This is a genomic window from Agromyces ramosus, assembly GCF_004216665.1.
In the GTDB taxonomy this organism is placed as follows: Bacteria; Actinomycetota; Actinomycetes; order Actinomycetales; family Microbacteriaceae; genus Agromyces; species Agromyces ramosus.
The window spans coordinates 303,771-316,346 of record NZ_SGWY01000004.1; the positions used below are offsets into that span (position 1 = coordinate 303,771).

The 12,576-nt window shown below is 73.0% G+C and carries 13 protein-coding genes; 7 read left to right on the plus strand and 6 right to left on the minus strand.

What is annotated here, in order from left to right; all coding sequences use genetic code 11:
- The first annotated feature begins 47 nt into the window (after positions 1 to 47).
- Together EV187_RS17725 and EV187_RS17730 are read left to right on the plus strand one after the other, a co-directional pair.
- Complete coding sequence (locus EV187_RS17725) at positions 48 to 413, plus strand: metalloregulator ArsR/SmtB family transcription factor (RefSeq protein ID WP_423190906.1); 366 nt, start codon at positions 48 to 50, stop codon at positions 411 to 413.
- A 39-nt stretch (positions 414 to 452) separates the two neighbouring features.
- The gene (locus EV187_RS17730; RefSeq protein ID WP_130354386.1) at positions 453 to 1,064 is read left to right on the plus strand and encodes a DUF1349 domain-containing protein; all 612 of its coding nucleotides are present in this window, start codon (positions 453 to 455) and stop codon (positions 1,062 to 1,064) included.
- A 9-nt stretch (positions 1,065 to 1,073) separates the two neighbouring features.
- Here the strand turns inward: EV187_RS17730 and EV187_RS17735 are convergent, their stop codons facing one another.
- Both EV187_RS17735 and EV187_RS17740 read right to left on the minus strand, forming a co-directional pair.
- Positions 1,074 to 2,393: an FAD-binding oxidoreductase gene (locus EV187_RS17735; protein ID WP_130354485.1), complete on the minus strand. Its 1,320-nt coding sequence runs from the start codon at positions 2,391 to 2,393 to the stop codon at positions 1,074 to 1,076.
- 103 nt (positions 2,394 to 2,496) lie between these two features.
- Positions 2,497 to 4,659, minus strand: a complete 2,163-nt coding sequence (locus EV187_RS17740; RefSeq protein ID WP_130354387.1) for a S9 family peptidase — start codon at positions 4,657 to 4,659, stop codon at positions 2,497 to 2,499.
- 154 nt (positions 4,660 to 4,813) lie between these two features.
- Here EV187_RS17740 and efeU point away from each other — a divergent pair, with 154 nt between their 5' ends.
- Genes efeU through efeB form a run of 3 tightly spaced genes read left to right on the plus strand, consistent with a single transcriptional unit; the run spans position 4,814 to position 8,252 of the window.
- A complete protein-coding gene (gene efeU / locus EV187_RS17745) occupies positions 4,814 to 5,710 on the plus strand; it encodes an iron uptake transporter permease EfeU (protein WP_130354388.1) in 897 nt (298 codons plus the stop codon).
- A gap of 32 nt (positions 5,711 to 5,742) precedes the next feature.
- On the plus strand, positions 5,743 to 6,966 hold the full coding sequence (efeO, locus tag EV187_RS17750) for an iron uptake system protein EfeO (protein WP_130354389.1): 1,224 nt from the start codon (positions 5,743 to 5,745) through the stop codon (positions 6,964 to 6,966).
- Positions 6,963 to 8,252 (plus strand): iron uptake transporter deferrochelatase/peroxidase subunit, encoded by a 1,290-nt coding sequence (efeB, locus tag EV187_RS17755; protein ID WP_130354390.1) that lies wholly within the window; start codon positions 6,963 to 6,965, stop codon positions 8,250 to 8,252. Before efeO ends, efeB begins: the two co-directional genes overlap by 4 nt.
- Positions 8,253 to 8,275: 23 nt before the next feature.
- Here the strand turns inward: efeB and EV187_RS17760 are convergent, their stop codons facing one another.
- The 4 genes from EV187_RS17760 to pdxR all read right to left on the minus strand — a co-directional run bounded on the left by EV187_RS17760 (position 8,276) and on the right by pdxR (position 11,223).
- Entirely contained in the window at positions 8,276 to 8,698 is a 423-nt protein-coding gene (locus EV187_RS17760) for a hypothetical protein (protein WP_130354391.1), read from the minus strand.
- Between the two features lie 14 nt (positions 8,699 to 8,712).
- Positions 8,713 to 9,114, minus strand: coding sequence for a hypothetical protein (locus EV187_RS17765; protein WP_130354392.1), 402 nt, complete (start codon positions 9,112 to 9,114; stop codon positions 8,713 to 8,715).
- Between the two features lie 71 nt (positions 9,115 to 9,185).
- Entirely contained in the window at positions 9,186 to 9,548 is a 363-nt protein-coding gene (locus EV187_RS17770) for a LysM peptidoglycan-binding domain-containing protein (protein ID WP_130354393.1), read from the minus strand.
- Positions 9,549 to 9,726: 178 nt separating this feature from the next.
- Positions 9,727 to 11,223 carry a MocR-like pyridoxine biosynthesis transcription factor PdxR gene (gene pdxR / locus EV187_RS17775; RefSeq protein ID WP_165391263.1) on the minus strand — a complete coding sequence of 499 codons (1,497 nt, stop codon included), beginning with the start codon at positions 11,221 to 11,223 and terminating at the stop codon, positions 9,727 to 9,729.
- Positions 11,224 to 11,309: 86 nt separating this feature from the next.
- Between pdxR and EV187_RS17780 the strand changes: the two genes are divergently transcribed.
- A complete protein-coding gene (locus EV187_RS17780) occupies positions 11,310 to 11,990 on the plus strand; it encodes a pyridoxamine 5'-phosphate oxidase family protein (protein ID WP_242609694.1) in 681 nt (226 codons plus the stop codon).
- A 334-nt stretch (positions 11,991 to 12,324) separates the two neighbouring features.
- Positions 12,325 to 12,513 (plus strand): hypothetical protein, encoded by a 189-nt coding sequence (locus tag EV187_RS18470; RefSeq protein ID WP_165391264.1) that lies wholly within the window; start codon positions 12,325 to 12,327, stop codon positions 12,511 to 12,513.
- The last annotated feature ends 63 nt before the right edge of the window (positions 12,514 to 12,576 follow it).

Sequence of the window (12,576 nt, forward strand, 5' to 3'; positions counted from 1 at the left end):
CAATATTCAGGTAGGCTGGTTCCGTGACCCTGACCGACCTGACGCTCGTGACTCGCGACGAGGCATCCGCCACGCTCGTCTCGGTGCCGTCGACGGATGCCGCGTGCTGCGCACCGCTCACCCGCGAGACCATCACCGCGGCCGACGCCGAGGTGTTCTCCCGGCGGCTCAAGGCGCTCGCCGACCCCGTGCGACTGCGGCTCGTATCGATCGTCGCGGCCTCCGAGGGGCAGGAGGCGTGCGTCTGCGACCTCATCGAGCCGGTCGGCCTCAGCCAGCCGACCGTCTCGCACCACCTGAAGATCCTTACCGAGGCCGGATTCCTCTCGCGCTCGAAGCGCGGCACTTGGGCGTACTACCGGTTGGTGCCCGGCGCACTCGACGCCGTCGCGGCGCCGCTCCGCTCGGTCTGACCATCGGGCCGCGCTCGGCGCCGCGCTAGCGTTGGAGCCATGGAGCGACGCCGCGTGGACTGGGCAGCGGGCAGCTGGACGAGGGAGCCCGCCACCTCCCGCCTCGACGGCGACGACCTCGTGGTCGGGGCATCCGCGGGGAGCGACTGGTGGCGCACGACCCACTACGGGTTCGTCCACGACGACGGCCACGCGCTGCTCGTGGACTGGCCTGCCGCCTCCGCGGTCGAGGCGACCTTCGACGCGTCGAGCCTCACCGGGCTCTACGATCAGGCGGGCCTGCTGCTGTGGATCGGGCCGGACCACTGGATCAAGACCGGCCTCGAGGTCTCCGACGGCGTGCTGCACCTCGGCGCCGTGGTCACGGACGGGGTCTCGGACTGGTCGCTGGCGCCCGTGCCGGAGTGGGCGGGGAAGCTCGTGACGATTCGCGCCAGCCGCGGCGGCGAGGCGGGCGACTCGGTGACGATGCGCGCACGCACCGCCACGAGCGGATGGCGCACGCTGCGCGTCGCCCCGTTCACGGCGGGCGCTGCGTCGGCCGGGCCGATGGTGTGCGCACCCATGCGCGCCGACCTCGAGGTGCGCTTCACCGGCTGGGAGCTCGCGCCGGCCGACGCCGACCTGCACGAGGATCCGCCGATCGCGTGACGCCCCCGCTCAGCCAGCCGGCGTGATGTTGTGGTTCTGCCGGAATGCATTGTTCGGGTCGAGCTCGGCCTTGATGCGCCGCAGCCGCTCGAGCGTGGCCGGCGGGTACATCGACGCGATGACCTCCTCGCCGCGCTCCATCGCGAAGTTGCCGTACGTGCCGGTCGTGAAGGCGAGTGCGGCGTCGCTGCCGGCCTTGGCGGCCGCGATCTGCTCGGGCCCGGCGTCGGGCGGCAGCACGCCGTTCACGATGAGCAGCGCCTCGGCGTCGCGGTGGGCGATCGCGGTCGCGTCGGGTGCGACCCGGCCGAACGCGCCGCGGAGGCCGCGGAGCAGGACCATCGTCGGCACGTCGCGGTCGTATGCCCGCGCGATCGCGTCGAGGGCCTCGTCGGAGAGGTCGGGCACGAACCCGTTGCCGCCGACGAACAGGAACGGCGGCCGGCCGGGCGGAGCGTCTTCGAGCAGGTCGCCGTAGGCGACCGGCGCGAGGGAGACCTCGGTGACCGAGGGCAGCAACAGCAGCGGTTCGAGCAGCTCGCGCAGCCGCTGCTCGCCGCCCTGCAGGGCGACGGCGAGCTGCGGGCCGGCGGGCATCTCGGGTGCGAACGGCGGCATGACGATGAGGGTGGAGTTGAGCTCGTCGGGGCCCGCGCGCATGACGTCGCGCCAAGCCCGCAGCACCGCCGGCACGTCGGACTGGTCGTAGTGCACGTGCCCGCCGACCAGGCCATCGCCCGGCACCGCCTGGAACACGAACCGGGTCACGACGCCGAAGTTGCCGCCGCCGCCCCGCAGGGCCCAGAACACGTCGGGATGGTGCTCGGCATCGACCGTGAGCACCTCGCCCGCCGCGGTGACGAGCTCGACCTCGCGGAGGGCGTCGACGGTGAGGCCCTGCTGGCGCACGAACCAGCCGATGCCGCCGCCGAGGGCGAGGCCGCCGACGCCCACGTCGCGGGTGTCGCCCGAGCTGATCGCCAGCCCGCGAGGGGCCAGGACGGCGGCCACGTCGGCCCATCGCGCGCCGCCTCCGACGCTGACGAGTCCGTCGGCGCGGACCTCGACCGACGACAGCTCGGCGAGGTCGACCACGAGTCCGTCGTCGACGGGCATGAGGCCGTGTCCGCCGCTGCGGACGGCGATGGCGAGGCCGGATGCCGCGGCGAGGCCGACGGCCGTCGCGACCTCGGCCGCGGTGCGCGGGCGCACGACGACCTCGGGTTCTCCGACGCCCGCGAAGACCGCGGCGCCGGCGTCGTATTCGGTGGTGCCGGGTCCGTGAGCCCGGCCGGGAACGCGTTCACTCAGCTCTGAGAGGATCGACATCCCGCCAGTCTGGCAGCGGCCGCCGACACACGGGAAGGTCGCTCGCTGCCCGCGAACACCGACTTCCTGCCACGGCGCCGAGGCCGCGGCATCCGCCCCGCGCCTACTCGCCCGAGGGGTGCGCCTTCGCCCGATCGATCACCCACGCGTAGGCGAACGCACGCTCGCGCCACGCCGAGTAGCGCCCCGAGACGCCGCCGTGTCCGGCCGCCATCTCGGTCTTCAGCAGCGGGTCGGCCCCGGCGTCGCGCAGGCGGGCCACCCACTTCGCCGGCTCGACGTAGAGCACGCGCGTGTCGTTCAGCGAGGTCACCGCGAGGATCGGCGGGTAGTGGTTCGCGTGCACGTTCTCGTACGGCGAGTACGACTTCATGTACGCGTAGACCTCGGCGTCGTCGAGCGGGTTGCCCCACTCGTCCCACTCGATCACGGTCAACGGCAGCGACGGGTCGAGGATCGACGTGAGCGGATCGACGAACGGCACCTCGGCGAGGATCCCCGAGAAGAATCGCGGCGCCATGTTGGCCACGGCGCCCATCAGCAGACCGCCGGCGCTGCCGCCCTGGGCGACGAGCCGGTCGGGCGCGGTGACGTCCTCGTCGATGAGGTGGCGGGCCACCGCGACGAAGTCGGTGAACGTGTTGCGCTTCTCGAGCTTCTTGCCGTGCTCGTACCAGAGGCGCCCCATCTCACCTCCGCCGCGCACGTGGGCGACGGCGAAGATCATGCCCCGGTCGAGGAGCGACAGGCGGGGGATCCCGAACGCGGGGTCGATCGCGTGCTCGTACGAGCCGTAGCCGTAGAGCAGGGTCGGCGCGGGCGTGCCGAGGTCGACGAGGTCGTGCCGGTACACGAGCGAGATCGGGATGCGCGTGCCGTCGTCGGCGGCCGCCCACTCGCGGCGCTGCGCGTAGCGAGTGGCGTCGTAGTCGCCGAGCACGGGCTGGCGCTTGCGCAGCTTCCGCTCGCCGGTCGCGACCACCACGTCGTACACGGTCGACGGCGTGACGAAGCTCGAGTACCCGATCCGCAGGGTCGGCTGCGTCCAGTCGGGGTTGCCGCCGACGCCCACCGAGAACAGCGCCTCGTCGAACGGCAGCTCATGCAGGGTGTCGTCGGGCGTGGCACCCTCGGGGATGCCGGCCGCCGGCACCTTCGCGATCGCCACCCGGGGCAGGCCCTCGCGGCGGTACTCGACGGCGACGAAGTCGCGGAACGCGTCGACGCCCTCGAGGCGCACGTCGGGGTTGTGCGGCAGCAGCATCCGTCGCGGTCCCCGGGGCTCGGATGCCGCGACGCTCACGAGCTCGAAGTTCACCGCGCCGTCGTTGTGCACGATCAGCAGCCGATCCCTGCCGCCGGCCACCACGTGCTCGACGTCGTACTCGACGCCCTCCTTGCGCGGCCACACCACGGTGAACTCACCCTCGGGCCGGTCGGCGTCGAGCAGCCAGGTCTCGCTCGTGACGTTGGAGCCGGCCTCGATCATGAGGAACCTGCGGCTGCGGGTGAGGCCCACGCCGAGCCAGAACCGCTCGTCGGGCTCGTGGAACACCGAGACGTCGTCGGCGGTCGGCGTGCCGACCTCGTGGCGCCAGATCGTGTCGGGGCGCCACGACTCGTCGACGGTCGCATAGAAGAGATACCGCCCGGTCGGGTCGAACACGGCGCCGGCCGCGGTGCCCTCGATGACGTCGTCGTAGGCCCGGCCGGTGTCGTCGATCGCGCGGAGCCGGATCGTGTAGCGCTCGTCTCCCTCGACGTCGGTGGCGTAGAGCATCGTCGACCCGTCGGCGGTCACGTCGAAGCTGCCGAGCGAGTAGAACTCGTGGCCCTCGGCCTCGAGGTTGTCGTCGAGCAGCACCTGTTCGCCCGAAATCGCGGCGGGCGAGGCATCCGCGGACCCGCGTGCGGATGCCTCGGGCAGCACCGGCGGCTCCCAGTCGTCGGGGCCCGCGATCGGTGCGCGGCAGTGGATGCCGTACTGCAGGCCCTCGACCGTGCGCGAGTAGTACCACCAGTCGCCCTCGCGGCTCGGCACGCTGAGGTCGGTCTCCTTGGTGCGCGCCCGGATCTCCTCGAAGAGCTGCTCCTGCAGGATCGCGAGATGCTCGGTCCTCGCCTTCGTGTAGGCGTTCTCCTCGTGGAGGTGTGCGACGACCGCCGGGTCGTCCTTCGCACGGAGCCACTCGTACTCGTCGACCACCACGTCGCCGTGATGCTCGCGCTCGATCGGTCGCTTCTCGGTCTTGGGAGGAGTGAGCACGATCTCCACGCTACGCCCTCGACCGCGGGGGATGAGCCCGGGAGCGGCGCGACGAGTGCGACGTCCCGCGACGGAGACGGGCATCCGTTTCGCTTTGGGCGAAGTGGTTAGGTTAGCCTTAGCTCAATCCACCCACCGGTCCCGGGAGACGCGTGTGCTCGCCAACTACCTGATCGGCCTCCGAGAAGGCCTCGAAGCCGGCCTCATCGTCGGCATCCTCGTCGCCTACCTCGGCAAGCTCGGGCGTCGCGACCTGCTCGGACGGCTCTGGGTGGGCATCGGCATCGCCGTCGCCGTCTCACTGGGCGTCGGCGCGCTCCTCACGTGGGGACCGTACGCGCTCACCTTCCAGGCGCAGGAGGTGCTGGGCGGCGCGCTCTCGCTCGTGGCCGTCGCCATGGTGACCTGGATGATCTTCTGGATGGGCACCCACGGCGCGGGCCTGTCGAAGGAGCTCCGCGGCCAGGTGGATGCCGCGATCGACCGCTCCTGGATCGCGATCGTCGTGCTCGGCGCGCTGTCGGTGGGTCGCGAGGGCATCGAGACGGCGCTCTTCGTGTGGGCGAACGTCGCCGGCGGCAGCGACCCGGTGCTCGGCACCGTCGGCGCCGTGCTCGGCATCCTCACCGCGGTCGTCATCTCGTGGGGCATCTCCCGCGGGCTCGTGCGCTTCAACCTCTCGGTCTTCTTCACGTGGACCGGGCTGTTCCTCATCCTCGTGGCCGCGGGCGTGCTCGCCTACGGCATCGGCGACCTGCAGGAGGCATCTGTGATCCCCGGCTGGGGCACCCACGCATACAGCCTCACTGGCGTCGTCCCGCCCGGCAGCTGGATCGACACGGTGCTCGGCGGCATCTTCAACTTCACGCCCGAGCCGACGTGGGCCCAGGTGATCGGGTGGCTCGCCTACGTCATCGTGACGGTCGCGCTCTACCTGCGGCTGCTGCAGCGGCGGCGGTTCACGTCACGCGCGTCGGCCGTCCCGAGCGCGCCGGCGGCGACCGCGCCGGCCCCCGATCCCGCGGCGGCTCCCGCCGTCGCAGGCAACTGACCACCCCCGACCCCCGACCCATTGGAGCTCCGATGACCCGACGTGCCCTCGCGGCATCCGCTGCCGTGACCGCACTGGCACTGGCCCTCACGGGCTGCGTCGCCAAAGCCGACCTCGCCTCGGCGATCCCCGTCGAGATCACCGACGACGGATGCGCCGTGGCCACCGCCACCGCGAGCGCCGGCGCCGTGACGTTCAGCCTCGCGAACGCCGGCAGCGACGTGAACGAGTTCGAGATCCTCGCCGAGGACCAGCTCCGGATCGTCGGCGAGAAGGAGAACGTGACGCCGGGCCAGGAGGTCGAGTTCGTCGCCCAGCTCGCGCCGGGCACGTACTACACGGCCTGCAAGTTCCAGCAGGTCGGCGCCCCGATCGGGCTCGCCGAGTTCACCGTCACCGGTGAGGCCTCCGCCGTCTCGGACGACGAGCAGGCCCTCGCCGACCAGGCCGTGACCGAGTACCTCGGCTACGTGCGCTCGCAGGCCGCCGAGCTGCTCCCCGCCGTGGAGGCGTTCGCCGCCGCCTACGCCGCCGGCGACGACGAGACGGCCCGGTCGCTGTTCGCCGCCACCCGCGTGCCCTACGAGCGCATCGAGCCCACGGCCGAGGCGTTCGGCGACCTCGACCCGAAGATCGACTTCCGCGAGGTCGACGCCGTCGCCGACGGCCTCGACTGGACCGGCTTCCACCGCATCGAGAAGGACCTCTGGCCGCCGGCCGCGGGCGACCTCAACTCCGACGGCCAGGACGCCCTCGCGGACTGGGCCCCGTCCACCCACGAGGAGCGCCAGGCGTTCGCCGACGGCCTCGTCGCGGATGTCGCCGAGCTGCACGACCTCGTGACCGCCGACGACTTCTCGGTGTCGCTCGACGCGATCTCGAACGGCGCGATCGCGCTCCTCGACGAGGTCGCCGCCGGCAAGATCACCGGCGAGGAGGACTGGTGGTCGGGCACCGACCTCTCCGACTTCGCCGCGAACGTGCAGGGCGCGGGCGTCGCCTTCGGCGCCGTGCGCACGCTCGCCGAGTCGAAGGGCGACGACGGCGAGGCGCTCGCCGCGGAGATCGACGCGCAGTTCGCCGCCCTCGAGGCCGCGCTGAGCGAGTACGGCTCGCTCGAGTCGGGCTTCGTGAACTACGCCGAGCTCACCGATGCCGACAAGAAGGCCCTCTCCGACCAGGTCAACGCCCTGGCCGAGCCGCTGTCGCAGCTCACCCACACCGTGCTCGGCGTCGCGGAGCCGGAGGCCCGATGACCGAGCCGCGCCCCGCCGACAGGGTCAGCCGACGCGCCCTCCTCGGCCTCCTCGGGGCCGGGGCGGCCGGCGCCGCCGTCGGCGCGGCGGGAGCCGCGGGGGTCGCCGTCGCCGCCACCGGCACGATCGGCGCCGCGGGCGGGGGCGGCGGAGCATCCGCCTACCCCTTCTTCGGCGCCCACCAGGCGGGCATCACGACCCCCGCCCAGGACCGCCTGCACTTCGCGGCCTTCGACGTGAGCTCCACGCTCGACCGGACGGGGCTCATCGAGCTGCTCACCGAGTGGACGGAGGCCGCGGCACGGCTGACCCAGGGCCTCGAGGTCGCCGAGGGCGGCGCCACGGGCGGCTCCGACTACGCCCCGCCGGTCGACACCGGTGAAGCGCTCGGCCTGCCGGCCAGCGGCCTCACGATCACGTTCGGCTTCGGTCCGGGGCTCTTCACGGATGCCTCCGGCGCCGATCGCTTCGGCCTCGCCGCCCGTCGGCCGGCGGCCCTCGAGCCGCTCCCGCGATTCCAGGGCGACGCGCTGCAGCCCGAGCGCAGCGGCGGCGACCTCTGCATCCAGGCCTGCGCCGACGACCCGCAGGTGGCCGTGCACGCGATCCGGAACCTCAGCCGGATCGCGTTCGGCCGCGCGAGCCTGCGATGGTCGCAGCTCGGCTTCGGCCGGACGTCGTCGACCTCGACCTCGCAGACGACCCCGCGCAACCTCTTCGGCTTCAAGGACGGCACCGCGAACCTCAAGGCCGAGGACGGGTCCCTGCTCGACGAGCAGGTCTGGGTGCAGGCCTCCGACAGCCCCGCATGGCTGGCGGGCGGCTCGTACCTCGTCGCCCGACGCATCCGCATGATCATCGAGAACTGGGACCGCGTGCAGCTCGGCGAGCAGGAGATGCTCGTCGGCCGGTCGAAGGGCGAGGGGGCGCCGCTCTCGGGCGGCACCGAGTTCTCCGAGCCCGACTTCGAGGCGACCGGGGTCGCCGACAAGCCCCTCATCGACACGAACGCGCACGTGCGCCTCGCGCACCACTCCTCGAACGGCGGGGCGCGGATGCTGCGGCGCGGCTACAACTTCGTCGACGGCAACGACGAGCTCGGCCGACTCGATGCCGGCCTGTTCTTCCTCTCGTTCCAGCGCACGCCGCAGCAGTTCATCGACGTGCAGACCAGCCTGGCCGCCGACGGGCTGAACGAGTACCTCAAGCACGTTGGCTCGGCGATCTTCGCGGTGCCCGGGGGCGTGCGCGAGGGCGAGTTCGTGGGGCAGGCGCTGTTCGCCTGAGCCGGTGATGGAGCGGGCGGGACTCAGTCCTCGTCCTCCTCGATCTCCGCGACCTCCCACCGATCGTCCCCGAGCGGGCGCAGGACCCCGCGCACGCGCTCCCCGTCGCGCACCGCCTGCCAGGCGATCGGCGCGAGGCGGTTCCCGGCGAGGTTCAGGCTGCCGCTGAACGTGGGGGTCTCATAACCGATCGAGATGAGCGCGTCCGCGCGCTGCCGGGAATCCCAGATGCCCGAGAGCGACCAGGTCATCGCGACGACGGCCAGGGCGCCGAGGAGGAACGCCACATAGCCGGTCTCGCGCATCGTCTTGGAGTGGAACCGCGTGCCCACCGCCGACGCGAGGATGCCGATCACCGCGAGGATCGCGGGGAAGATCAACGGCCACGGGCTCCAGGGCTCGATTCGCACCACCTCGTCGGCGATCGCGCTGGTCAGGAGGAGCATGGCACCGACCAGGGTCAGTCGTCCTCGTCCTCGTCGACGAGCGAGACCTCCCACTGGTCGCCGCCGAGCGGTCGCAGCACACCGCGGACCCGCTCCTCCCCGTGCACCGCCTGGAAGGGCACGACGCCGGTGGTGCCGGCCGCGAAGCTCATGCCACCGCCGAACGTCGGCGTGAGGTATCCGAGCTCGGTGAGCGCCTCGACCCGCTGCCGGGAGTCCCAGATCGCCGACAGGACCCAGACCATCGCCAGTGCCGCCAGGGCGGCGACGAGGAAGCCGAGGTATCCCAGCTCGCGGACCCGCTTGTGGCGATGGCGTGTGCCGAGCACCGAGGCGACCACCGCCACGACGAGGACGACCCCCGGGATCAGCAGCGGCCATGGGCTCCACGGCTCGAGCGTGACGACGTCGTTCATGCGATCAGACCGCCTTCATCTGCCGCCGATGGTACTCCGGAGGGAGGACATCCGGTCGTGGGCTCATCCGCTCAGCCGGTCTTCGTCCAGTCCAGGTTGATGACGTCGCCGATGTAGACGGTCTCGCCGAAGTCGTGGATCTGCGGGTTCATGCGCAGCAGTTGCTGCTGCGGCAGCTCGAAGCGCTGCGCGATGTCGAAGAAGCTGTCGCCCGCGACCACGGTGTAGCTGGCGGGCACCCCGTTGCCGTCGAGCACCGGGGTGCCGGTGGCCCCGTCGCGGGACCCGGTGTCGTAGGCGGGACCCCACTCGACCACCGGCGCCGGTGCGTTCGGCACGGGCTCGGGAGCCGGTGCGGGGGCTGGGGCCGGCGCGGACGACGGCGGCCCGGGGGTCGGCGTCGGCGTGGCGGTGACCGTCGCGGTGATGGTCACGGGCGGAGGTGTGGCAACGGGTGCGGCCACGCAACCGCTGAGCAACAGGGCAGCGAGTCCGGCGGATGCCGCGGCCGTGCCGAGCCGTCGCCTCACCGAGCCCCCGATCGACGTGCCGAACGGCGCTCCTCCGTCGGGCGCGCCGTTCGGGCCAGCCTATCGATCGGGCGGGGAAGCGTCATCCGCTCTCCACAGGGCCCGGGGCGCCGGAGCCCGACGAGCCCTCGAGCGGCCCGGCGAGGGCGAGGATCGCGGCGCGGATCCGGGCGAGTCCCTCGGCGAGCAGACGGTCGCCCGGCCCGGCGTACCCGAACACGATGCCGGGCGGCTCGTCGCCCGGCACCGCCGAGTACTCCGCGAGCGACGCGACCGCCACGCCCTCCGCGGCCAGGCGCGAGACCACGGCGGCGGATGCCGCGGCATCCGGGAGCGCGAGGACCGCGTGCAGGCCGCCGTCGAGCCCCGAGAGCGGCGCGCCGGGCAGGCCGTCGAGCGCCTCGATCACGAGACGTCGCCGGTGCGCGTAGTCGCGTCGCGTCACCGCGATGTGCCGCCGGACGGCGCCGCCCGTGAGCAGCGCCGCGACCGCGTCCTGGGCGACGCCGGGCACGGGACACGCCTCGTCGTCGCGGACGCGCGCGATGGCGGCACGCAGCGCCGGGTTCGGTGGGAGCACGAGGTAGCCGAGTCGGAGCCACGGCGTGAGCACCTTCGAGAAGCTGCCGACGAGCACCGCCCGCCCGCCGTCGTCGAGCGAGGCGAGGGCCGGGAGGGGAGGCCCGAGGTGGCGGAACTCGCTGTCGTAGTCGTCCTCGATCACGAGGGCGTCCGCGTCCCGCGCCCACTCGAGCAGCTCCAGCCGGGCGGCGACCGGGAGGCGGCCGCCGAGGGGGTACTGGTGGCTCGGCGTGACCAGGACCGCGTCCGGCGGTCGCGGCATCCGACGCAGGCCCTCGACCATGATGCCGTCGCCGTCGACCGCCACCGGGAGGGTCCGGACGCCGCGACGTTCGAGGGTGCGCCGGGCCGATGGGTAGCCCGGGTGCTCGACGGCGATCACGGGCGCTCCGCCGTCGACCAGCGTGGCGAGGGCGGCGGCCACGAGCGACAGGGCCTCGCTCGTGCCGGCGGTGACCACGACGTCGTCGGCCGCGCACGCCACGCCGCGCGCCTGGCGCAGGTGGTCGGCGATCTCGGTGCGCAGCGCCGCCACGCCGAACGGCGGCGGCGACTCCGACGGGATCTCCAGCGCGGCCGCGTGCCGCCACGCCGCCCGCCAGGCGCGGGCGTCGATGCGCGTCGTCGACGGGCGCCCCGGCAGCAGGTCGATGCGGGGTCGGACCGGCGCCTCGGCCACGGAGCCCGCCGGGGCATCCGGCGCGGGCGACGGCGACTCGGGCCGCCGTCCGTCGTCGGCGTCGGGACGCAGCAGCTCGGCCACGCGGGTCGGCGCGCCCTGCCGCATCTCGAGGTAGCCCTCGCCGGCGAGCTGCTCGTACGCCGCGACCACCGCGCTGCGGGAGACGCCGAGCTCGGCCGCGAGGGCTCGTGTCGAGGGCACGGGGTCGTCGGGACGCAGGACCCCGGCGAGGATGCCCCGCCGCAGGCCGTCGACGAGCTGCGCGCCGATGGGCCGGGCGGCGTCGCGGTCGATGACGAGGATCGGACCGTCCACGATTCCTCCTGGGGTGCTCACTGGACTGGTGGAAGTTGCGAGAACTGGACTGACTGTCGAACCAGTGTGCTCGCGAGACTAGCAGCGTGACCCTGACGAACACCACCGCCCCCCGCCGCATCCGCCGACTCGCCGAGCGGCAGACCACCGACCGCGACGCGCTGTTCGCGCTCCTCGACGAGGAGCTCGTCGGACACCTCGCGGCGGTCGTCGACGGCGTCCCGGTGGTCGTGCCCATGGGGTACGCGCGTGACGGCGAGCACCTCCTGGTGCACGGCTCGACGGGCGGCGGATTCGCCCTTCGCGCCGCCGCCGAAGGCGCCACGGTCGCGTTCTCGGTCACGGCGCTCGACGGGCTCGTCTTCGCCCGGTCGCTCTTCGACAGCTCGATGAACTACCGCAGCGCCGTGGTCTACGGCGTGCTCGAGCCCGTCGACGACGAGCGAGCGGATGCCGCGCTGCTCGCCCTCTCCGAGCGGCTCATGCCCGGCCGCTCCGCCGAGGTGCGCGCCATCACGCGCAGGGAGGCCGCCGCCACCCGCGTGCTGCGCCTGGCCCTCGACGACGTGGTGATGAAGACGCGTGCGGCCGGGGCATCCGAGGACACCGACGACGGCGAGGACCACTCGACGTGGGCCGGCGTCGTGCCGCGCGAACGCCGATGGGGAACGCCCGTTCCCTCACCCCTCACGCCCGAGGGGACCCCGACCCCGGTCTCGGTGGTCGCCCTGATGACGCGCTCCCGCTCGGAGCACAGACTTCCCTGATGGAAAGGAGGTGCGAGATGTTCGCGACCATGATCGTGCTGGGAGTGTTCGCCGCCGTGGCGATCACGACCTCGCTCGTGCAGTTCCGCCGTGACGGCTACCGCCGCACGCCGACCCTGCGCTTCTGAGCCACACGACCCGACGAACGACGCGCCTCCCGGACGACCCCGTCGACCGGCACGCCCGGGCCCCCTGCCGCCCGCGCGACCCAGGCCCCTGTGGGACTGAGCACCTGCTGCGTGGAAATAGGGCGATCGCCCGATGAGCACCCGGCACCTTACCGAGCACGCTGAAGGCATCCGATCGGACGGATCGGACGACATCGGGAGGAATCATGCAGTTCTCGGCAGACTTCGTCGCACTCGGCCTCCACCAGGCCGACGTGCACCGCGCAGAGCGAGAGCTCGTCCTGCGGATGGCGGCGGAGGCGCGCGGCTCGGACGACGCGGGGGCGTCGTCCGAGCCCGTCGCGCACCGCTCGCACCGCGGTCACGGTCGCGCACTCCGACTCGCCCTGCGGTGAGCGGGGCGGCGGTCGTGACCGACGGCGTTCCGCCGAGCGCGATCACGACCATCCCGGTTGCCG

Coding starts and splice junctions, on each gene's coding strand:
- EV187_RS17730 (WP_130354386.1), top strand. CDS start 453: ATGGAGCGACGCCGCGTGGACTGGGCAGCGGGCAGCTGGACGAGGGAG.
- EV187_RS17735 (WP_130354485.1), bottom strand. CDS start 2,393: ATGTCGATCCTCTCAGAGCTGAGTGAACGCGTTCCCGGCCGGGCTCAC.
- efeO (WP_130354389.1), top strand. CDS start 5,743: ATGACCCGACGTGCCCTCGCGGCATCCGCTGCCGTGACCGCACTGGCA.
- efeB (WP_130354390.1), top strand. CDS start 6,963: ATGACCGAGCCGCGCCCCGCCGACAGGGTCAGCCGACGCGCCCTCCTC.
- EV187_RS17760 (WP_130354391.1), bottom strand. CDS start 8,698: ATGCTCCTCCTGACCAGCGCGATCGCCGACGAGGTGGTGCGAATCGAG.
- EV187_RS17765 (WP_130354392.1), bottom strand. CDS start 9,114: ATGAACGACGTCGTCACGCTCGAGCCGTGGAGCCCATGGCCGCTGCTG.
- EV187_RS18470 (WP_165391264.1), top strand. CDS start 12,325: ATGCAGTTCTCGGCAGACTTCGTCGCACTCGGCCTCCACCAGGCCGAC.